The sequence below is a fragment of the Neisseria sicca genome (assembly GCF_003044565.1).
GTDB classification, from domain to species: Bacteria; Pseudomonadota; Gammaproteobacteria; order Burkholderiales; family Neisseriaceae; genus Neisseria; species Neisseria sicca_A.
Map to the genome: position 1 here is coordinate 1 of NZ_POXG01000009.1, position 19,086 is coordinate 19,086.

Here is a 19,086-nt window from a genome sequence, read left to right on the forward strand (position 1 = left end):
TGTCGTTACCGTCGGCAACGGCACGGACGAGACCCGTCAGGTACAAGGTGTGGCGGCAGGTGTGGTATCGGCGGATTCTACCGATGCGATCAACGGCAGCCAGTTGTATTACACCAACCAGGCGATTGCCAATGTGGCGACACAAGCGACGGCGGCGAAAACCGAAGTTACCGCAGGTAAGAACGTCGTCGTTAACCAAACGACCGGCAACAGCGGTCAGACCGTGTACAACGTTGCGACTGCCGATAAACTCGACGTAACCAGCGTAACCGCAGGCGGTGTAACCGTTAACGCGCAAGGTGTCAGCATCGCTGCTCCGACCGCCCATAATCCGGCGAATACCGTCAGTCTCAGCCCGATCGGTCTGAACAACGGCGGACAACGCATCACCAACGTCGCTCCGGCGAAAGAAGGTACTGATGCTGTCAACCTGAACCAGCTTGCCGGCATGGGTAACGCTCTGCAAAACAACATCGAACGCGTCGGCAAAAAAGCCTACGCAGGTGTAGCGGGCGCGATTGCACAAGGCTCGATTCCGCAAGTAACCCGTCCGGGTGCGACCGGTATCGGCGTGGGTAGCGGCTACTACGGTGGTCAATCCGCCATGGCAATCGGTGTGTCTGCTATGAGCGACGGCGGTAACTGGGTTGTTAAAGGTAACTTCTCCGCCAACACAGACGGCCACGTCGGTGTCGGAGCAGGTGCGTTGTACCAGTGGTAAGCTAACGGCTCTTAGCTGAAGCAAAGCAAAGGTCGTCTGAAATCCAAACAGGGTTTCAGACGACCTTTTTTATATGGATGAAGGGAGTATGCAGGAATCAATTGTATAGTGGATTAAATTTAAATCAGGACAAGGCGACGAAGCCGCAGACAGTACAAATAGTACGGCAAGGCGAGGCAACGCCGTACTGGTTTAAATTTAATCCACTATAAAGATAGAGGGGTGCGCATAATTGTCGATATAAGACGGCGGTCTCAAACAAAACTCATCGCGGCAGGATGGTAACGTCAGGGCGAAAGTTGGACGAGGGCGGAGCAAAGTGGAATACCTGACAACAGTCATTTCTATTTGTATAGCAATAGCCGCAAAGTGGCTTGGCTTGTTTGTATTAGAGTCCACGACGATCCAGCATATCTGCGGTTTGCCGTCTTGTGTCCGCTTGACTGTTTTCTCTATTCTTTGCTTACATCGTTATGAAAAAAGGTCGTCTGAAACTGAATACATTGGTTTGAACTGGCCCCCAAATCTTGGACACTCATAAAAGCCTTTTCAGGCGCTCTGTGTAAGCTGGGTTCTGTATGCGACAGGACTCAGCTTTTTCAATTTCAGACTGCAACGCTCCCGGTTGTAGTAATCCATATAGTCATCTATCTGCTTCATCAATTCGTCCACCGTCAATTCTCCTGCGTTATAGAAACACTCCGTCTTCAACACCGCAAAGAAACTCTCCATTGGCGCATTGTCCCAGCAGTTCGCCTTACGCGACATGCTTTGAACCATGGAATGCTCCGCAAGCAATTCCCTATACCCCGCCGTACGGTACAGCACACCCTGGTCGGAATGCAGCATCGTTCCCTTATCAGTCAGACGGGGTGCGGCTTTTTCGAGCATTTCCTTCACCATTTCGCTGTCGGCTCTGCGGCTCATGGCGTAGGCGACGATCTCGCGGTTGAACAAGTCCAAGATCGGCGAGAGGTACAGTTTGCCGTCGCTTCCTTTGAGTTCGGTCACGTCGGTCAGCCATTTTTCGTTGGGCTTTCGGGCTTTGAACCGGCGTTTGAGGAGATGTTCCGATATTTCGCCCATGGCGGGATGGCGGTAGGCTTTTTTCGCCCGTATTTTGGCTTTCAGCCCCATCTGTTTCATCAGCCGAGCTGCTTTTTTGCGGTTCCAATCCAATGCTGTGGCAATGCGCCTTTGCCCGTAGCGTCCTTTGTGCCGCCGGTAGGTTTCGACAAGGAGGGCTTCGTCGGGGTCGGGGCGGTCTTGTTGGTGGTAGTAAAAGCTGCTTTTGGGCAGGTGTGCGATGTGCAGCAGGTATTTGAGCGGATGTTGCGCTCTCAGTGTTTGGACGGTTTGGCTTTGTCCTTTTCGGTCTGCTTTTGGCTGAGGGCTTTTAACTCCTTTAGGTAGGCGACCTCTGCGCGCATATAGCATAGTTCTTCGATAAGCTCTGCCTGTGTTTTTTCGTGGTCGGGTTTGTCGGCGATGAAGGGGTTTTTGCGGTGGTCGGTCATGGTTTTGGATTGGGGATGTTCGAGTGCGCCGATGCCGCCTTCTTGATAGGCGCGTATCCATCGTCGCAGGTGGGTTCGTGAGATGCCGTAGTGGTCTGCGGTACGCTGTTGGCTGCGTATGTGCAGGTAGTGGAGTACGGCTTGGTATTTGAAGTGTAATGTATATTTGCTCATAAAAAACTGCACCTTGTGAGTTGGAGGGGATGTGTCCAACTTTTGGGGTGCAGTTCAGTTTTCAGACGACCTTTTAATTTGGTAGCGTATTTAAGCAGATTGTTCTTTTTTATCTCCGTTCCAAGGCGCAACTTTAAACAGCAGCAACATACCCGGAATCCCCAACATGAAACACAGCCAGAAGAAATTGACGTAGCCCATCTTTTCAATCAGAAAACCTGCTGACGCGTTCATAAACGTGCGCGGTACGGCGGATAGGCTGGTAAACAGGGCAAGTTGGGTAGCGGTAAAGGCTGGATTGGTCTCGCGTGCCATGTAGGCTACAAAGCAGGCGGTACCCAAGCCGACGCCGAATGCCTCCGCGCCGATAATGCCTGCGAGCATTGTTTTTTCGGTCAGGGTAATGGTGTCGAATTTGCCGAAACTGGCCAGCCAAGCGAAGCCCAAGATGGTAACGAGCTGCACGACACCAAAGAGCCAAAGGGCTTTGTTGACACCAAGTTTCAGCATCCAAACGCCGCCAAGTATGCCGGCGATGACTGCGGGCCAGAGACCGGCGTTTTTGGCAATCAGACCAATGTCGGTTTTGCTGAAACCCATGTCGAGATAAAACGGAGTGGCCAGTGCGGTGGCCATGCTGTCGCCGAGTTTGTACAGGAAGATGAATAGCAGCACCAAGATGGCTTGTTGTGTTCCTTTGCGCGAGAAAAATTCTTGAAATGGTTCAACCACGGTCTGAGTCAGTGTTCGCGGTGCAGTGGGCGGCATATCGGGCTCTTGGGCGAGAAGCAGCGTCATCAATAGGCCGGGCAGCATGAATAGGGAGGTAATGAGGAAGACGCTGTTCCACGGCATTATGTCAGCCAAAATCAGGCTCAACGAGCCGGGGACGAGGGCGGCGATACGGTAGGCGTTGACGTGGATAGAGTTGCCTAGGCCCAGTTCTTGGTCCGACAGGATTTCTCGGCGGAAAGCGTCCAGTACGATATCCTGACTGGCGGAAAAAAAGGCGACGACGACGGAGAGACCGATGATGATGGGCAGGTGTTGGTGCGGATTAAGGAAGGCGTAGGCGGCAAGTGTCAGCAGTAAACCGATTTGCGTAACCAGCATCCAACCGCGGCGACGGCCGAGAAAGGGTGGGCGCACGGCGTCCATTACGGGAGACCAAATGAATTTCCAAGTAAAAGGCAGACCAATTAAAGACATCAGGCCGATGGTTTTCAGGTCGATATTTTCGGTGCGCAGCCAAGCAGGAATCAGGTTAATCAGGAAATAAAGCGGCAGCCCCGATGTGAAGCCCGTAAAAATACAAATCAGCATATTGCGCGAAAAAATCCGCTGCATCGTGCTTGGTTGGGAATCAGTCATAATAGATGAGCAGTACAAAAAGAAAGGCACATTGTAACAAATCCTGCGAAGCAGGGCGGGATTGCCTACTGTAAGGGTTTAGAAAACAAATGAGAGGGTATGAATTGCCGCAATTAGGTGTCAAAGAGCTGCTTGGTATCTGGATGGGGTCGTCTGAAAATTTAGATTCCGTCAGTAAGGGACGAGCAGCAATATATAGTGGATTAACTTTAAATCAGGACAAGGCGACGAAGCCGCAGACAGTACAGATAGTACGGAACCGATTCACTTGGTGCTTCAGCACCTTAGAGAATCGTTCTCTTTGAGCTAAGGCGAGGCAACGCCGTACTGGTTTAAAGTTAATCCACTATAGTGCCGACTATTCATTTATTTATTCAATTGCCGATTGTTTCCGCTATCGTTGCTAGAGTTGCATAGAAAAGTTAATATCCGTTAAATTAAGGCAGCCGCCGTCATACATAACAACTTACAAAGGAGCAAACTATGAACTTTCTGACTGCCGTCAGTCGGCAAATGACCCGATTCACCGCACTGATTATCGTCCTTGCCTCTGTCGTCGCCTTTATCGAGCCCGCGACATTTTCATGGGTAAAAGGCGACACTCAAGTCGTCGTACTCGGCATCATCATGCTCGGTATGGGCATGACTTTGGGCAAAGAAGATTATCAAATTTTGGCTAAACGTCCGCTCGATATTTTCATCGGCGCAGTCGCCCAATACACCATCATGCCGCTGCTCGCCATCGGTATTGCCAAAGCCTTCAACCTCTCGCCCGGATTGACGCTGGGTCTGGTTTTGGTCGGTACTTGCCCGGGCGGGGTTTCGTCCAACATCATGAGTTTCCTCGCCAAAGGCGATGTCGCCTTCTCGGTAGGGATGACTACCGTCTCCACCGTCCTTGCGCCCGTTATGACCCCGCTGTGGATGACTTACCTTGTCGGACAAACCGTCGAAATGGACGGCTGGGGCATGTTCAAGTTTATGTTGCTCGTTACCCTGTTGCCCGTCGTTATCGGCTCTGTCGCCAATATCCTGCTGCACAAAAAACACTGGTTTGAAGATGTTCGCGCCATCATGCCTGCCGTCGCCGTGGTCGCATTTGCCTGCATCGTCGGCGGTGTTGCCGCTGTTCACGGTCACCGCTTCGCCGAATCCGCCCTCGTTATGGTGCTCGCCATTGCCGCCCACAATATCGGCGGCTACATCCTTGGCTATTACAGCGGCGCACTGGTTGGTATGAACACAGCCAAAAAACGTACCCTCGCCATCGAAGTCGGCGTACAAAACGCCGGTCTCGCCACCGGTCTGAGCGCCAAATTCTTCCCGGGTAACGCCGAATCCGCCGTCGCCACCGCCGTCGCCTGCGTCTGGCACTCCGTATCGGGAACCGTCTTGGGCAACTTATTCGCTTGGTGGGATAAGCGTAAGCAATAAGCTTCGGTATTCGGTTACAAACCTTGCACAATAATCAAAAGGGTCGTCTGAAAAACATTTTCAGACGACCCTTTTGTGTCATGCGGATGAAAACGGCTTTAGCTTTAGCTGTTTTTCAATCCCAAAACGTCCTGCATATCGTATAAACCTGTTTTGCCGTTGACCCAAACTGCGGCGCGGACGGCGCCGGCGGCGAAGGTCATGCGGCTGCTGGCTTTGTGGGTGATTTCGACGCGTTCGCCGTCGGTGGCGAAGAGGGCGGTGTGGTCGCCGACGATGTCGCCTGCGCGGATGGTGGCGAAGCCGATGGTGGACGGATCGCGCGGGCCGGTGTGGCCTTCGCGGCCATAAACGGCGCATTGTTTGAGGTCGCGACCGAGCGCGTCGGCGATGACTTCGCCCATGCGCAGGGCGGTGCCGCTGGGGGCGTCGACTTTATGGCGGTGGTGGCCTTCGATGATTTCGATGTCGTAGCCTTCGTTGAGGACGCGGGCGACGGTGTCGAGGATGTGGAAGGTGAGGTTGACGCCGACGCTGAAGTTGGCGGCGAAGACGACGCCTGTTTTTTCGCCTGCGGCTTGGATGGCGGCTTTGCCTGCGTCGTCGAAACCGGTAGTGCCGATGATGATGTTGACGCCTTTTTCAACGCATTTTTGCAGGTGTTTCAGGGTCGGCTCGGGGCGGGTAAAGTCGATGAGTACGTCGCTTTGGGCGAGGACAGCGTCAACGTCGTCTGAAATGGCGATGCCGGTTTTGATGCCGGAGGCGAAACCTGCGTCCAAGCCTAAGACTTCGGAGCCGGAGTGTTCGAGTGCGCCGGAGAGGACGGTGTCGGGATGGTTGTTGACGGCTTCAACCAGTACGCGCCCCATGCGGCCGTTGACGCCGGCGATGGCGATTTTTAATGCGCTCATGCGTTTTCCTTGTGATTATTGTGCGGTTTGGGCTGCTCTTTGTTCGGCTTGGAGGGTTTCGATGGATTTTTGGATGGCGTCGCCTTCTGCGCGGACAAGGACGTCGTTTTCAAAATAAACGGTGAGGTTGCTGCGGTCTTTGATGATGCCGTTGCGGCTGGTATTGAAGGTGTAGTCCCAGCGGTCGGCGTGGAATGCGTCACGCAGCAGCGGGGTGCCGAGCAGGAGTTGGACTTGGTCGCGGCTCATGCCTGCTTGGAGGGAGACGACGGCGCGGGGATCAAGTTCGTTGCCTTGGATGACTTTGAGTTTGTAAGAGGGGAACAGGGAAACGCGTTCGGCGCTGCATGCGGAAAGTCCGATGAGGGCGGCGAGGGCAAGACAGAGGGTTTTGTTCACAGATATGCCTTTCTGTTCGAATTCGGGTGGAAGGGTATCATTGCTTGAATATTTCGAAAAAGCAAACGATAATCATCTCTTTGATTATAATTTCAGCCAACTATCGTTTGTATGCAAACAGGACTTGTGGTTTTATTGCAAACCGCTATGGTGTAATGGGCTGAAATTGCGTATTATAACGTCTATTACTTTACAGGGATATTGAATATTATGGAAAAATTCAGCAATATTGCGCAATTGAAAGACAGTGGTTTGAAGGTTACCGGTCCGCGTTTGAAAATCTTGGATTTGTTTGAGTCTCATGCTGAAGAGCATTTGAGTGCTGAAGATGTGTACCGTATTTTGCTGGAAGAGGGTGTAGAAATCGGCGTAGCGACGATTTACCGCGTATTGACCCAGTTCGAGCAGGCAGGCATTTTGCAGCGCCATCATTTTGAAACCGGCAAGGCGGTTTACGAATTGGACAAAGGCGACCACCACGACCATATCGTCTGCGTAAAATGCGGCGAGGTAACGGAATTCCACAATCCCGAAATCGAAGCCTTGCAAGACAAAATTGCGGAAGAAAACGGCTACCGCATCGTTGACCACGCGCTTTATATGTACGGCGTGTGCGGCGAATGCCAAGCGAAGAGCAAACGCTGATTCCCGTTTTAAGATGCTTGATGTTCAGACGACCTCGGATGAGAATTTGGGGTCGTCTGAAATTTTTTGCGGAACATAAACAGTGTGCCGCTGAGAACCAGAAAATATTTTAGGATTTCCGATGAGTATCCCCTTGCTTTACCCCGATGATTATACTTTTCCCGACCCGTTTTACGCGCTGGAAGAATGCGACGGCGTGGTCGGTATCAGCCGCGATTTGGATACGGGACGGCTGCTGTCGGCGTATCGTCAGGGGATTTTTCCGTGGTTCAGCGAAAACGGTTGGTTTTTTTGGTACACCATAGATCCGCGCGCCGTCATCGTTCCTGAAAATCTGCATATCGGGCGTTCGTTGGCGAAAACCTTGCGCAACAAACCCTATCGGGTAACGGTCAACCAATGTTTCGAAACCGTCATTGCGCATTGCGCCGCCTTTCCGCGCCCCGGTCAGGACGGCACATGGATTGTTCCCGAATTCCAAGCCGCTTATACCGAGCTGCACCGCTTGGGTCATGCCCACTCGTTTGAATGTTTCTATCCCGATGAAACAGGTCGTCTGAAACTGGCGGGCGGCTTTTACGGCGTACAAATCGGACGGGTGTTTTACGGAGAATCCATGTTCGCCCTTGAGCCGGATGCCTCCAAAATCGCCTTCGCGCGAGCCGTCCCGTTTCTTGCTGGATTGGGCATCGAGTTGATTGACTGTCAGCAAGATACCCTGCATATGCATCGTTTCGGTTCGGAACCGATACCGTTCGTCGAATTTCAGACAGCCTTGCAACGCTTGAATGCTTTGCCTTTGAAGGAAGCGTTGGGTACGCGGGTAGTGGGTGGAACGTTGGCATAGTGGCAAGATATAGAGCCGATTTCGAGTCAGAAGCGAATAGAAAAAAGGTCGTCTGAAAACTCAATTTTTGGTTTTCAGACGACTTTTTTAAAGATTACGCCTTACAAATCAAATTCAGCCACGACCGGCGCATGGTCGCTGGGGCGTTCTTGCGCGCGCGCGTCCAAATCGACATAAACATCTTTCAACACGGCAGACAGGGCGGGGCTGATGAGTTGGTGGTCGATGCGCAGTCCGAGTTTGCGTTGGAACATTGCGCCGCGATAGTCAAACCAAGTGTAAAACGCGCCTTTGGGGTGGATTTGGCGCAGGCTGTCGGTTAGGCCCAAATCCAACAGATTTTTGAACCACTGTCTCTCGATGGATGAGCAGTGGATTTTTTCATGCCATTTTTCGGGGTCGTAGCAGTCGGCATCGGCGGGCGCGATATTGAAGTCGCCGAGCAAGACCAGTTTTTCGTGGCGGGTCATTTCGTCGCGGACAAATTCAGTTAAAGCGGCAAACCATTGTTCTTTATATTGGAATTTCGGGCTGTCGAGGGCTTCGCCGTTGACACAATAAACATTGATGACGCGCACGCCGTTGACGGTTGCGGCGATGACACGGCGTTGCGGGTCGTCGGGCAGGGTGGGCAGACCGATATGCACGTCCTGAGGCTGATTGCGGCTGATGATGGCGACGCCGTTGTAGGTTTTTTGTCCGCTCCAAACGCTGTGCCAGCCCATCATTTGCAGGGCGGCGGCGGGAAATTTGTCTTGGTCGAGCTTGAGTTCTTGCAAAACGAGGACATCGGGCTGATGGTCGGCAAGCCAGTTTTGCACCTGCGGCAGGCGCACGTTGAGGGAATTGACGTTCCAAGTGGTGATTTTCATGCGGATTCCGTGTGTGAGGGTCGTCTGAAAAGTGTTTCGGGCTTTTCGGGCAAAATATAGTGGATTAAATTTAAACCAGTACGGCGTTACCTCGCCTTGCCGTACTATTTGTACTGTCTGCGGCTTCGTCGCCTTGTCCTGATTTAAATTTAATCCACTATAAGGACAAAACAAAAGCGGTTCATGCAAAACCGCTTTGTTGGGTAAACGGGACGTTATTGTAACATCAGGGGATTTTGGCGGCTGCCGGTTTTGAAACAAAAATCCGTTTGAGAAAATAAGGTTCAACAGCCCTTAGGCTGCTTTACGGTTTTCCAAATGGCGCAGCGTATTGAGAATGGCGGCGGCTTCTTCGGATACCAATCGGTATTCGATAATGCGGTGGTAGCGGGTGAAATCGATCAAACCTTCGGAGCGCAGGCGCGCGAGATGGTTGGAAACGGCGGTCGCGGGCTGTCCGAGTGCTTCGGATAACTCGGCGATGCTGCGTTCGCTGTCCATCAGCATGAACAAAATGGTCATACGGTCGGGGTTGGCGATAAGTTTGAGTAACGAAGAGAGACGTTTGGTTTCCATAGTGTGACTTTCTTTAATCAGTGAGATTGGTTTTTTGGGGATTGAAACAGGAAGAGCAAAATGAGTTTGATTCTTTTTGCGTTTATCCGTAAATTCAACCGTTTATATCGGTCAATTATAAAGCAAGCAGCGTGAAAAAGGAGTATATCCGTTAAAATTTATCGTAAATAATTGTTGTTTCGCCGGCTTTTGAGGCAGTAACCGAATCGGGTGAATATGTTTTTGGAATGTAGATAAAGGTTCTCATTTTATTTTTGTGTTTATAAAAACTAAAGAAACTATTTCTATACAAAGTGTTATCGGCGGTGTCGTATTTGGGAACTGTGTCGGGAGGTTGGAAATATTATTGGGGTCGTCTGAAAACAGAGGCAGGGAAGGGCTGTCGGGGAGTGTGATATTTTGCCGACACTTAAAGAGGTGTGGCGGATTGATGTCACAGATTATTTTTGTAGCGGGATTGGGTTTTTGAAGGTTTGCGCGTCGGTTTCGGATTAATTTATGATGAATGCTTGAGATTGAATAATCAGGAGATTTTTTGGATTTGGAAAGTGAAGGGATGGAAACGGTCAGGCAAGGTCAAGCTGAAGAATGGCAGCTTCAAAAAATGATAAGCGGTGTAAATTTTATACAAATGGTATTTTTTATTGTAAATAATATAAATTGCGTTATAATCATAAAAAATTACATTAGCATTATAAATAAGCTAATACATTATAAAAAATAACATTTTTGCCGTCTGTATGGGGTATGGGGAGTGCTGTTCATGCAGGAGCGGCAGTATTTGCGGGAAAATATCATTTATGGATACCGACTTTCTGTCTTCAGGCGGTCTTGTGCTGACGGGCTGTGCAGCGGCATTTGTGCTGGCAACCTGCCTGTCTAAAAATACGCCTGTCAAACAATTTATCAGCCGTTTTGCCGTCAATGTCCGTGCGGATTGCAGCTTGGACGAATCTGTCTATCATGAGTTTCGCGGCTTGGATATTTATCGAAATGGTCAACATGAACAGATCGATTATGTTTATGTATCCTGTTTCGGGATTTTCGTGGTTGCCACGCCGAATTATCAGGGCAGGATTTGGGGCGACGACGGCAATGGGATGTGGACGCAGAAGTTTCACAAAAGCAAGACGCTGTTTCCCAATCCTTTGTTGAAAAATCAGCAATACATTCGGATTTTGTCTGAAAAACTCCATTTGCCGACGCGGGCGTTTTCTTCGGTGGTGGTTTTTCCGGGTAATTGCCAATTTCAAACCATGATGCCGGACAATGTTACGGAAGACTCTGATTTTGCTGAATATATTTCACAATATACAGAAGTTGTGCTGATGCCCGAAGAAGTTAAGCAAATCAGGGAAGTGCTGGAAGGCTATGAATTTGATTTGGTTTTCAACCGGCAGAGGTTTGAATCGCATGTATGAACAGGGTGGGGCGGTTTGACTGGATTGGGCATAATCGGTTTTTATGTATTGCAGATTACCCACTTCATCAACCTTCCACCTAGAAAGGGTAAAACGTCGTCTGAATCGTTTTCAGACGACGTTTTTCTTCAGATGTTTTTAAGGTTCCGAGCGCCCCAAAACCATCGCGTCCCCGTAGCTGAAAAAACGGTATTCATGTTCGACCGCATGGCGGTACACCGCGCGGATGTGTTCCATGCCCGAAAACGCGCAGACGAGCATCAGGAGCGTGGATTTGGGCAGGTGGAAATTGGTAATCAGGCGGTCGATGACGCGGAAGCGGTAGCCCGGCGTGATGAAAATATCGGTGTCGCCCTGTCCCGCTTTCAGACAACCTGTCTCGCGCGCGGCGGATTCGAGGGCGCGCATGGAGGTGGTGCCGACTGCCCAAACTTTGTTTCCGCGTGCATGGGCGGCTTCGATGGCGGCGACGGTTTCGGGCGGTACGTCAAACCATTCGCTGTGCATTTTGTGTTCTTCGATTTTGTCCACGCGCACAGGCTGGAACGTTCCCGCACCGACGTGCAGGGTCACTTCCGCCGTTTCCACACCTTTGGTTTTCAGACGACCTAAAAGCTCGTCCGTAAAGTGTAAACCCGCCGTCGGCGCCGCGACCGCTCCCTGATGTTTGGCGTAGACGGTTTGATAGCGTTTGTCGTCATCCGCTCCGGCGGCGCGTTCGATATAGGGCGGCAGCGGCAGATGGCCGTTTTGCTCCAACAGCTCGTAAACGGTTTGCCCGCCTTCAAAGCGCAGGCAGAACAGTTCGTCCGCACGCTCAACCATGACGGCGCGAATATCGCCTTCGAAAATCAGCTTCGTGCCGGGTTTGGGCGATTTGGATGAGCGGATGTGCGCCAGCGCGGTGTGGTTGTCCAAAACGCGTTCTATCAAAGCTTCGATTTTGCCGCCGCTCTCTTTTTGCCCGAACAGCCGCGCTTTCATGACTTTGGTGTTGTTGAACACCAAAACGTCGCCCGCCTCAATATAATCAGGCAAATCGCCGAACGCCCGGTCTTGCAGCGGCATATCGGGCAGCGCGACCAAAAGACGGCTGCTGCCGCGCACTTCGGGCGGATGCTGGGCAATTAATCGGTCGGGCAGGGTAAAATCGAAATCGGAAATGTCCATTATCTTATTTTGATGCTTACAAATTTTGTCAGGCGGTCATTATACGCACTTTGGCTTTTTTCAGACGACCTTTTCCCTTCATAAACCAACAAATTAGAATAAACACTCATTGAAAAAATACACATTCGAGCGAAATCTCCGAATTTGCCCGTTTTGTTCAAAAACCGCCTTTTTTCGAGATTTTGCTAGACATTTGTCGGCAAGTTCGGGAAAATAGTCAAATTCATTTACGGGGTTTCCGCTCCTGCGAATGCCCTTTATGCAACCCAATACCGTCCGGCTTGCGCCGTTGCCGCAGGCCGGTTGTTTTCTGAAATATCACGCAACAAACACGGCCGCTTCACGACATTTGGGCCGTATCGTAAAGGAACGAAAATGGATTTGCGCAAATTAAAAAAACTGATTGATTTAGTAGAAGAATCAGGTATCGCCGAAATCGAAGTGACCGAAGGCGAGGAAAAAGTCCGCATCACCCGCGCCACCGCCGCTCCGGCTCCCGTTTATGCAGCACCCGCCCAAGTAGCGGTGCCTGCCCCTGCACCCGCCGCCGCTCCTGCTGCCGCAGCAGCACCCGCTCCCGCAGCCCCAGCCGCCCGCGACCTGTCCAACGCGCAAAAATCGCCCATGGTCGGTACGTTCTACCGCGCGCCCGGCCCGAATGCCGCCGCCTTCGTCGAAGTCGGCCAGCAAGTCAAAGCCGGCGATACGTTGTGTATCATCGAAGCGATGAAGTTGATGAACGAAATCGAAGCCGAGAAATCCGGCACGGTTAAAGAGATTTTGGTGGAAAACGGTACGCCTGTGGAGTTTGGCGAGCCGCTCTTCATTATCGAATAATTCATTTTCAGACGACCTTCCGGATTGCGCGCAGGTCGTCTGAAATGCTTTCCAACTCAGGATTTCCACCATGCGCCTGCTGTTAGCCATCTTCCTGCCCTTCGCTGTATTCTTCACCATCGGCCGTCCGATTGCGGGCATCATCTGTCTGATTCTCCAATTCACCTTAATCGGCTGGATTCCTGCCGCCATGTGGGCGGTGTACGCGTTGAGCCAATACAAGACCGATGAAAAAATCCGCAATGCGTTGGGCAAAAGGTAACAAGCAGGTCGTCTGAAACCACAGGAAAGGTCATCATGCTGAAAAAAGTATTAATCGCCAACCGAGGCGAAATCGCGCTGCGCGTCCTGCGAGCCTGCCGTGAAATGGGCATCGCCACCGTCGCCGTGCATTCCGAAGCCGACAAAGACAGTCTGCACGTCAAACTTGCCGACGAATCCGTGTGCATCGGTCCTGCCGCTTCCGCACAAAGCTATCTCAATATCCCCGCCATCATCGCCGCCGCAGAAGTTACCGGCGCGGATGCCATCCACCCGGGCTACGGCTTCCTTGCCGAAAATGCCAATTTTGCCGAACAGGTCGAACAATCCGGCTTCATCTTCATCGGCCCCAAAGCCGAAACCATCCGCCTGATGGGCGACAAAGTTTCCGCCAAACACGCGATGATTGAAGCGGGCGTCCCTTGCGTTCCCGGTTCGGACGGCGCCCTGTCCGACGATCCCGCCGAAATCCTCAAAACCGCCGATAAAGTCGGTTATCCCGTGATTATCAAAGCATCGGGCGGCGGCGGCGGACGCGGTATGCGCGTGGTCGAGAAAAAAGAAGACCTGATCAAATCCGTCGAAATGACCAAAGCCGAAGCAGGTGCGGCGTTCGGCAACCCGATGGTCTATATGGAACGCTACCTGCAACGCCCGCGCCACGTCGAAATCCAAGTGCTCGCCGACGAACACGGCAACGCCATCTACCTTGCCGAGCGCGATTGCTCCATGCAGCGCCGTCACCAAAAAGTCATCGAAGAAGCACCTGCTCCCTTCATCGACGAAAAAGCCCGCGAAAAAATCGGCAAAGCCTGTACCGACGCCTGCAAGCGCATCGGCTATCGCGGCGCAGGTACGTTTGAATTCCTGTATGAAAACGGCGAATTCTTCTTTATCGAAATGAACACCCGCGTCCAAGTCGAACACCCCGTTACCGAGCTGATTACCGGCGTGGACATCGTACAGGAACAAATCCGCATTGCTGGAGGCCTGCCTTTGCAATACAAGCAAAAAGACATCCACATCGAAGGCCATGCTTTCGAGTGCCGCATCAATGCGGAAGACCCGTACAACTTCATCCCCAGCCCCGGTCTGATTGAAAGCTGCCACCTGCCCGGCGGCTTCGGCATCCGCGTGGACAGCCACATTTACCAAGGCTACCGCATCCCGCCTTACTACGACAGCCTGATCGGCAAAGTCTGCGTCATCGGTAAAACCCGCGAGCAGGCAATGGCAAAAATGCGCGTCGCCCTCGCCGAGCTTGCCGTAACCGGCATCAAAACCAATACCCCGCTGCACCGCGATTTGTTCAGCGACCCCGGTTTTGAAAAAGGCGGCGTCAGCATCCACTATCTGGAACACTGGCTGGAAGAACGCAAAGCCAAACAGGACAAATAAAACCGTCCCGCTTGGATAGTCGAAGGTCGTCTGAAAAACCATATGGCTTTCAGACGACCTTTTTTCAGACAGGTTGAAACCTGATTTCGGGCGTACAGTCGCGATTGCCGACAAGCCTAGAATTATGACTGAGTAAGCCTGTCCGCCGCCATTTCACGCAAGAAAAAAACGTGTTCAGGCAGAAAAACGATTCAATCACACTGTTACGCCAATAGCCGAAACATACCGCAAACGACCAACATCGCGTATTTGACCGCCATTTCCTAATTTCAGACGACCTCACCGAGAAAGCCCACCATGTCCTATCAACAAATCACCATCAACGTCAACGACGCCGTCGCCGAACGCCTCGCCGACGCCCTGATGGAACACGGCGCACTCTCCGCCGCCATCGAAGATGCCTACGCAGGCACCGAAAACGAACAAGCCATCTTCGGCGAACCCGGCATGCCGACCGAACAAATCTGGCAGCAAAGCAAAGTCATCGCCTTGTTCGGCGAAAATGACGATGCCGCAGCCATGATTCAAGCCGCCAGCCAAGCATGCGGACTGAAAGACTTGGCATACACCAGCGAAATCCTCGCCGACCAAGACTGGGTGCGCCTGACCCAAGCGCAGTTCGACCCCATCCAAATTTCCGAACGCCTGTGGATTACCCCCTCTTGGCACGAAGCGCCCAACAGCAACGCCGTCAACCTCCAGCTCGACCCCGGCCTTGCCTTCGGTACCGGCAGCCATCCGACCACCCGCCTCTGCCTCAAGTGGCTGGACACACAACTCAAAGGCGGCGAAAGCGTCCTCGACTACGGCTGCGGCTCAGGCATCCTGACCATCGCCGCCCTCAAGCTCGGCGCAGGTTCTGCCGTCGGCGTCGATATTGACGAACAAGCCATCCGCGCCAGCAAGGACAACGCCGCACAAAACAACGTCGATGCACAGTTCTACCTGCCCGACGGTTTACCGCAAGGACAATTCGACATCGTCGTTGCCAACATCCTCGCCAACCCCCTGCGCATGCTCGGCGAAATGCTCGCCGCCCGCACCAAACAAGGCGGACGCATCGTGTTGTCCGGTTTGCTGGACGAGCAAGTTGAAGAACTCAGCGGCATTTACCGCCAATGGTTCGACATCGAACCCGCCGAAATCGACGAAGGCTGGGCAAGGCTCAGCGGCGTCAAACGCTGATAGCGATACGCTTAAACAAAAGGTCGTCTGAAAACCGATTCAGGTTTCAGACGACCTTTTTCATGCCAATCCTGTATTAATAATTGGTCGAACAGAACTGTTCACGCTTGTCCGCATCAGCGGCATAACACGTCAAGCCCATGCCCGCCGCGTTGCTGTTGCTCGCCTTCGCTCCCGGTTTTTTGTTCACCAAAACCTTGCCGTTTTTCCCGATTTCGACGGTTACGCCTTTACCGTTTTTCAGCTTCCATTTCAACACCTGCGCATCGGCATTCTGACACTTGTTGACCGAACAGCCGCCTTCAGCCGCGACATTGCCGTTTTTATAAATCACACACTGCTGCTGGCTGTCGGTGCAGGCCGCATAGGCAGCAACGGAAAAACAGGAAATCAGCGCGGCAAACAAAACAGGTTTCATGGTTTGGACTCCTTTAATGGTGATGATGGGTTTGCAATATCTCAAACTATACGCCTGTTTATATCGGCAAGCCATCGGTTATGACGTCTGTTTGCAATTGCATTGCCGTTAAAGCATAATGTCATAATCGACACTGTTGTATGATAAAAGGAATAATAAATGAAGAAGTTGTTTTTGGCTGCCCTTGTTTCCGTCACATTGGCAGGCTGTTTCGGTAATAATTTCAGTTGGACAAACGCCCGGCAAATCAGGCAGGGCATGAGTGAAAGAGAAGTGATTGCATTGATGGGCAAACCGACCAGAATTCAACCTTCTCCAATAGGGCTGGTCTATATATGGGGACACCTCAATGCCGTCACCGGCTCCGTTAAGACGACATCAGTCATTGTCAATGATGGCATTGTGGCTGCCGATCCTATCATTCTGGGTGATCGCAGCCTACCGCTCAATATTTATTGATGGTTTAAAAAATAACGATATTAACCGCCTGTTTGGGGCGGTTTTTGCATTTTCAGGTCGTCTGAATCGGTGTTTCTCTTTGGCAGAAGGGTTTGAACTTTGGGCATGTTCATCAAATATAGTGGATTCGATTTAAAAAAAAGAGCCGCAAATCATTTTGCAGCTCTTTTTAATACCCGCCTTACCGTTTCAATTTCGCAAACGCATCCGCCATCGCCGAATTGGTCGGGGCGCGGTCGTTGCGTTGGGGTTTGCGGTCGCGGCGTTCCTGATGTCGGGTTTCAGACGACCTGTTGCCTTTGGTTGCGCCGCCCGGTTCGTCATCCAAGCGCATAGTCAGCGCGATGCGTTTGCGTGCGGCGTCGACTTCCAGCACTTTCACTTTCACCACGTCGCCGGCCTTCACGACTTCGCGCGGGTCTTGGACGAACTTATTGGACAGGGCGGAGATGTGCACCAAGCCGTCCTGATGGACGCCGATGTCCACGAATGCGCCGAAGTTGGCGACGTTGGAAACCACGCCTTCGAGTATCATGCCGACTTGCAAGTCGCTGATTTCGTGGATGCCTTCGGCGAATGAGGCCGTCTGAAACTCGCCGCGCGGGTCGCGGCCGGGTTTTTCCAGCTCGGACAGGATGTCCAGAATGGTCGGCAGGCCGAAGCGTTCGTCGGTGAAGTCGGACGCTTTGATTTGCTTCACACGCTCGCGGTTGCCGATGAGTTCGGCGGCGGTAATGCCTTGTTGCGCCAGCATTTTGGCGACGACAGGATAGGCTTCGGGGTGGACGGCGCTCGCGTCCAGCGGCTCTTTGCCGCCGTTGATGCGCAAAAATCCGGCCGCCTGCTCAAAGGTTTTTTCTCCTAGGCGCGGCACTTTGAGCAGTTTTTTGCGGCTGTCGAACGCGCCGTTTTCATCGCGGTAGGCGACGATGTTTTGGGCAAGGGTTTGATTCAAACCGGAAATCCGCGCCAAGAGCGGGGCGGAGGCGGTGTTTACGTCCACGCCGACGGCGTTCACGCAGTCTTCGACCACCGCGTCCAGCGATTTGGCGAGCTGGCTTTGGTTCACGTCGTGCTGATACTGGCCCACACCGATGGATTTGGGGTCGATTTTGACCAACTCGGCAAGCGGGTCTTGCAGCCTGCGGGCAATGGACACCGCGCCGCGCAGGGAAACGTCCAAATCGGGGAATTCGCGCGCCGCCAGTTCGGACGCGGAATAAATCGACGCGCCGGCTTCGGACACGACGATTTTGTGCAGCCCCATTTCCGGCATTCCGCGCACCAGTTCGCCCGCGATTTTGTCGGTTTCGCGGCTGGCGGTACCGTTGCCGATGGCGATGAGTTTCACGCCGTGTTGTTTAATCAGGCGCGACAGCGTTGCCAACATATTGTTTTCTTGATGCAAATAGACAATGACCGTATCCAACAGCTTGCCCGTATCGTCCACCACGGCGCATTTCACGCCGTTACGATAGCCGGGGTCGAGACCCAAAGTGGTCAGCCGTCCGGCGGGCGCGGCGAGCAGCAAGTCTTTGAGATTGCGGGCGAACACGGTAATCGCGTCGGTGTCGGCGGCTTCTTTCAGACGACCTAAGGCTTCAAGTTCCAACGACAAAAAGATTTTCGCGCGCCAAGTCAGGCGCACGGTGTCGCGCAGCCATTTGTGGCCGTCTGAAACCTTGAAGCGGCGGGCGATGATTTGCTCGTATTCGCTTTGCTGGGTAATCGGCGTGTCGTCGGGCTGGTATTTGAGCGTGATGTTCAACACGCCTTCGTTGCGGCCGCGCAAAACCGCCAGCGCGCGGTGGCTGGGCATGGCGCGGACGGGTTCGCGGTGGTCGAAATAATCGCTGAATTTTTCGCCTTCGGTTTCTTTGCCTTCAACGACTTGTGCATGGATTTCGGCTTCGTTCCACAACTTATCGCGCAGCGTGCCGATGAGTTCCGCGTCTTCGGCAAACTGCTCCATCAGAATCGCGCGCGCGCCGTCCAGTGCGGCTTTGGCATCGGGAACGTTTTCGTTCAGGTAGCCCTGCGCGGCGGCTTCCACGTCCTGCGGCTGCTCGGCAAGCAACACGTCCGCCAGCGGCTGCAACCCGTGTTCGCGCGCGATTTGCGCCTTGGTGCGGCGTTTGGGCTTGTAGGGCAGGTACAGGTCTTCCAGTGCGGTTTTGTTGTCGGCGGCTTCAATTTGCGCCCTGAGGTCGTCTGAAAGCTTGCCTTGCTCTTCAATGCTTTTTAAAACAACGGCTTTGCGCTCTTCCAACTCGCGCAGGTATTGCAGCCGCTCGGCAAGCTGGCGCAACTGCGTATCGTCCAGCCCGCCCGTGGCTTCCTTGCGGTAGCGGGCGATAAACGGCACAGTCGCGCCGTCGTCCAAAAGCTCGACGGCGGCGGTGATTTGCGCGGCGGTGGCGGAGAGTTCTTGAGAGAGGATTTGGGTGATGTTCATAAAGTTCCTTGT

Annotated in this window: 20 protein-coding genes; 10 read left to right on the forward strand and 10 right to left on the reverse strand. The window is 52.7% G+C overall.

Annotation, left to right across the window (positions count from 1 at the left end):
- The coding region (locus tag DBZ16_RS13370; protein WP_205836796.1) for a YadA family autotransporter adhesin at positions 1-721 on the forward strand (721 nt) is incomplete at its 5' end.
- Positions 722-1,270: 549 nt separating this feature from the next.
- Here DBZ16_RS13370 and DBZ16_RS13375 read toward each other — a convergent pair.
- The 3 genes from DBZ16_RS13375 to DBZ16_RS13385 form a co-directional block, all read right to left on the reverse strand.
- Positions 1,271-2,158 (reverse strand): IS3 family transposase, encoded by an 888-nt coding sequence (locus DBZ16_RS13375; protein ID WP_107814345.1) that lies wholly within the window; start codon positions 2,156-2,158, stop codon positions 1,271-1,273.
- Positions 2,062-2,412 carry a helix-turn-helix domain-containing protein gene (locus DBZ16_RS13380; RefSeq protein ID WP_240600389.1) on the reverse strand — a complete coding sequence of 117 codons (351 nt, stop codon included), beginning with the start codon at positions 2,410-2,412 and terminating at the stop codon, positions 2,062-2,064. Before DBZ16_RS13380 ends, DBZ16_RS13375 begins: the two co-directional genes overlap by 97 nt.
- 90 nt (positions 2,413-2,502) lie before the next feature.
- Positions 2,503-3,783, reverse strand: a complete 1,281-nt coding sequence (locus tag DBZ16_RS13385) for an AmpG family muropeptide MFS transporter (protein ID WP_430914366.1) — start codon at positions 3,781-3,783, stop codon at positions 2,503-2,505.
- Between the two features lie 483 nt (positions 3,784-4,266).
- Between DBZ16_RS13385 and DBZ16_RS13395 the strand changes: the two genes are divergently transcribed.
- Positions 4,267-5,217 carry a bile acid:sodium symporter family protein gene (locus tag DBZ16_RS13395; protein WP_107814346.1) on the forward strand — a complete coding sequence of 317 codons (951 nt, stop codon included), beginning with the start codon at positions 4,267-4,269 and terminating at the stop codon, positions 5,215-5,217.
- A gap of 104 nt (positions 5,218-5,321) precedes the next feature.
- On the opposite strand, the gene dapB is transcribed toward DBZ16_RS13395, so the two are convergent.
- Both dapB and DBZ16_RS13405 read right to left on the reverse strand, forming a co-directional pair.
- Complete coding sequence (dapB, locus tag DBZ16_RS13400; protein WP_107814347.1) at positions 5,322-6,131, reverse strand: 4-hydroxy-tetrahydrodipicolinate reductase; 810 nt, start codon at positions 6,129-6,131, stop codon at positions 5,322-5,324.
- Between the two features lie 15 nt (positions 6,132-6,146).
- Complete coding sequence (locus DBZ16_RS13405) at positions 6,147-6,530, reverse strand: outer membrane protein assembly factor BamE (RefSeq protein ID WP_016686935.1); 384 nt, start codon at positions 6,528-6,530, stop codon at positions 6,147-6,149.
- Positions 6,531-6,740: 210 nt separating this feature from the next.
- Between DBZ16_RS13405 and fur the strand changes: the two genes are divergently transcribed.
- Positions 6,741-7,175 carry a ferric iron uptake transcriptional regulator gene (gene fur, locus DBZ16_RS13410; RefSeq protein ID WP_003742777.1) on the forward strand — a complete coding sequence of 145 codons (435 nt, stop codon included), beginning with the start codon at positions 6,741-6,743 and terminating at the stop codon, positions 7,173-7,175.
- A 121-nt stretch (positions 7,176-7,296) separates the two neighbouring features.
- A complete protein-coding gene (aat, locus tag DBZ16_RS13415; protein WP_107814348.1) occupies positions 7,297-8,022 on the forward strand; it encodes a leucyl/phenylalanyl-tRNA--protein transferase in 726 nt (241 codons plus the stop codon).
- Positions 8,023-8,123: 101 nt separating this feature from the next.
- Here aat and xth read toward each other — a convergent pair whose 3' ends face one another.
- Positions 8,124-8,894: an exodeoxyribonuclease III gene (xth, locus tag DBZ16_RS13420; protein WP_107814349.1), complete on the reverse strand. Its 771-nt coding sequence runs from the start codon at positions 8,892-8,894 to the stop codon at positions 8,124-8,126.
- 294 nt (positions 8,895-9,188) lie between these two features.
- Positions 9,189-9,470: an ArsR/SmtB family transcription factor gene (locus DBZ16_RS13425; RefSeq protein ID WP_107814350.1), complete on the reverse strand. Its 282-nt coding sequence runs from the start codon at positions 9,468-9,470 to the stop codon at positions 9,189-9,191.
- An 800-nt stretch (positions 9,471-10,270) separates the two neighbouring features.
- Between DBZ16_RS13425 and DBZ16_RS13435 the strand changes: the two genes are divergently transcribed.
- On the forward strand, positions 10,271-10,891 hold the full coding sequence (locus DBZ16_RS13435) for a nuclease-related domain-containing protein (RefSeq protein WP_107814352.1): 621 nt from the start codon (positions 10,271-10,273) through the stop codon (positions 10,889-10,891).
- A 138-nt stretch (positions 10,892-11,029) separates the two neighbouring features.
- Here the strand turns inward: DBZ16_RS13435 and queA are convergent, their stop codons facing one another.
- A complete protein-coding gene (gene queA, locus DBZ16_RS13440) occupies positions 11,030-12,061 on the reverse strand; it encodes a tRNA preQ1(34) S-adenosylmethionine ribosyltransferase-isomerase QueA (RefSeq protein ID WP_107814353.1) in 1,032 nt (343 codons plus the stop codon).
- Positions 12,062-12,436: 375 nt separating this feature from the next.
- On the opposite strand from queA, the gene accB reads away from it, so the two are divergent.
- The 4 genes from accB to prmA all read left to right on the forward strand — a co-directional run bounded on the left by accB (position 12,437) and on the right by prmA (position 15,742).
- The gene (accB, locus tag DBZ16_RS13450) at positions 12,437-12,898 is read left to right on the forward strand and encodes an acetyl-CoA carboxylase biotin carboxyl carrier protein (protein WP_003757188.1); all 462 of its coding nucleotides are present in this window, start codon (positions 12,437-12,439) and stop codon (positions 12,896-12,898) included.
- Between the two features lie 70 nt (positions 12,899-12,968).
- Entirely contained in the window at positions 12,969-13,160 is a 192-nt protein-coding gene (locus DBZ16_RS13455; protein WP_003741645.1) for a YqaE/Pmp3 family membrane protein, read from the forward strand.
- A 35-nt stretch (positions 13,161-13,195) separates the two neighbouring features.
- Complete coding sequence (gene accC, locus DBZ16_RS13460; protein ID WP_003757186.1) at positions 13,196-14,557, forward strand: acetyl-CoA carboxylase biotin carboxylase subunit; 1,362 nt, start codon at positions 13,196-13,198, stop codon at positions 14,555-14,557.
- Positions 14,558-14,854: 297 nt separating this feature from the next.
- On the forward strand, positions 14,855-15,742 hold the full coding sequence (gene prmA, locus DBZ16_RS13465; protein WP_003757185.1) for a 50S ribosomal protein L11 methyltransferase: 888 nt from the start codon (positions 14,855-14,857) through the stop codon (positions 15,740-15,742).
- Between the two features lie 76 nt (positions 15,743-15,818).
- Here prmA and DBZ16_RS13470 read toward each other — a convergent pair whose 3' ends face one another.
- Positions 15,819-16,160: a hypothetical protein gene (locus tag DBZ16_RS13470; protein WP_009312778.1), complete on the reverse strand. Its 342-nt coding sequence runs from the start codon at positions 16,158-16,160 to the stop codon at positions 15,819-15,821.
- Positions 16,161-16,319: 159 nt separating this feature from the next.
- Here DBZ16_RS13470 and DBZ16_RS13475 point away from each other — a divergent pair, with 159 nt between their 5' ends.
- Positions 16,320-16,619 carry a membrane protein gene (locus DBZ16_RS13475; protein WP_003766302.1) on the forward strand — a complete coding sequence of 100 codons (300 nt, stop codon included), beginning with the start codon at positions 16,320-16,322 and terminating at the stop codon, positions 16,617-16,619.
- A 181-nt stretch (positions 16,620-16,800) separates the two neighbouring features.
- Here the strand turns inward: DBZ16_RS13475 and DBZ16_RS13480 are convergent, their stop codons facing one another.
- Positions 16,801-19,074: a Tex family protein gene (locus tag DBZ16_RS13480; RefSeq protein ID WP_107814354.1), complete on the reverse strand. Its 2,274-nt coding sequence runs from the start codon at positions 19,072-19,074 to the stop codon at positions 16,801-16,803.
- Positions 19,075-19,086: the final 12 nt, after the last annotated feature.

Excerpts from the sequence above, each read along its gene's own strand:
- fur (WP_003742777.1), top strand. The coding sequence starts at position 6,741 with ATGGAAAAATTCAGCAATATTGCGCAATTGAAAGACAGTGGTTTGAAG.
- DBZ16_RS13395 (WP_107814346.1), top strand. The coding sequence starts at position 4,267 with ATGAACTTTCTGACTGCCGTCAGTCGGCAAATGACCCGATTCACCGCA.
- aat (WP_107814348.1), top strand. The coding sequence starts at position 7,297 with ATGAGTATCCCCTTGCTTTACCCCGATGATTATACTTTTCCCGACCCG.
- DBZ16_RS13470 (WP_009312778.1), bottom strand. The coding sequence starts at position 16,160 with ATGAAACCTGTTTTGTTTGCCGCGCTGATTTCCTGTTTTTCCGTTGCT.
- DBZ16_RS13385 (WP_430914366.1), bottom strand. The coding sequence starts at position 3,783 with ATGACTGATTCCCAACCAAGCACGATGCAGCGGATTTTTTCGCGCAAT.
- dapB (WP_107814347.1), bottom strand. The coding sequence starts at position 6,131 with ATGAGCGCATTAAAAATCGCCATCGCCGGCGTCAACGGCCGCATGGGG.
- queA (WP_107814353.1), bottom strand. The coding sequence starts at position 12,061 with ATGGACATTTCCGATTTCGATTTTACCCTGCCCGACCGATTAATTGCC.
- DBZ16_RS13375 (WP_107814345.1), bottom strand. The coding sequence starts at position 2,158 with ATGCTATATGCGCGCAGAGGTCGCCTACCTAAAGGAGTTAAAAGCCCT.
- accC (WP_003757186.1), top strand. The coding sequence starts at position 13,196 with ATGCTGAAAAAAGTATTAATCGCCAACCGAGGCGAAATCGCGCTGCGC.
- accB (WP_003757188.1), top strand. The coding sequence starts at position 12,437 with ATGGATTTGCGCAAATTAAAAAAACTGATTGATTTAGTAGAAGAATCA.
- DBZ16_RS13480 (WP_107814354.1), bottom strand. The coding sequence starts at position 19,074 with ATGAACATCACCCAAATCCTCTCTCAAGAACTCTCCGCCACCGCCGCG.
- DBZ16_RS13455 (WP_003741645.1), top strand. The coding sequence starts at position 12,969 with ATGCGCCTGCTGTTAGCCATCTTCCTGCCCTTCGCTGTATTCTTCACC.
- prmA (WP_003757185.1), top strand. The coding sequence starts at position 14,855 with ATGTCCTATCAACAAATCACCATCAACGTCAACGACGCCGTCGCCGAA.
- xth (WP_107814349.1), bottom strand. The coding sequence starts at position 8,894 with ATGAAAATCACCACTTGGAACGTCAATTCCCTCAACGTGCGCCTGCCG.
- DBZ16_RS13380 (WP_240600389.1), bottom strand. The coding sequence starts at position 2,412 with ATGAGCAAATATACATTACACTTCAAATACCAAGCCGTACTCCACTAC.
- DBZ16_RS13475 (WP_003766302.1), top strand. The coding sequence starts at position 16,320 with ATGAAGAAGTTGTTTTTGGCTGCCCTTGTTTCCGTCACATTGGCAGGC.
- DBZ16_RS13425 (WP_107814350.1), bottom strand. The coding sequence starts at position 9,470 with ATGGAAACCAAACGTCTCTCTTCGTTACTCAAACTTATCGCCAACCCC.
- DBZ16_RS13435 (WP_107814352.1), top strand. The coding sequence starts at position 10,271 with ATGGATACCGACTTTCTGTCTTCAGGCGGTCTTGTGCTGACGGGCTGT.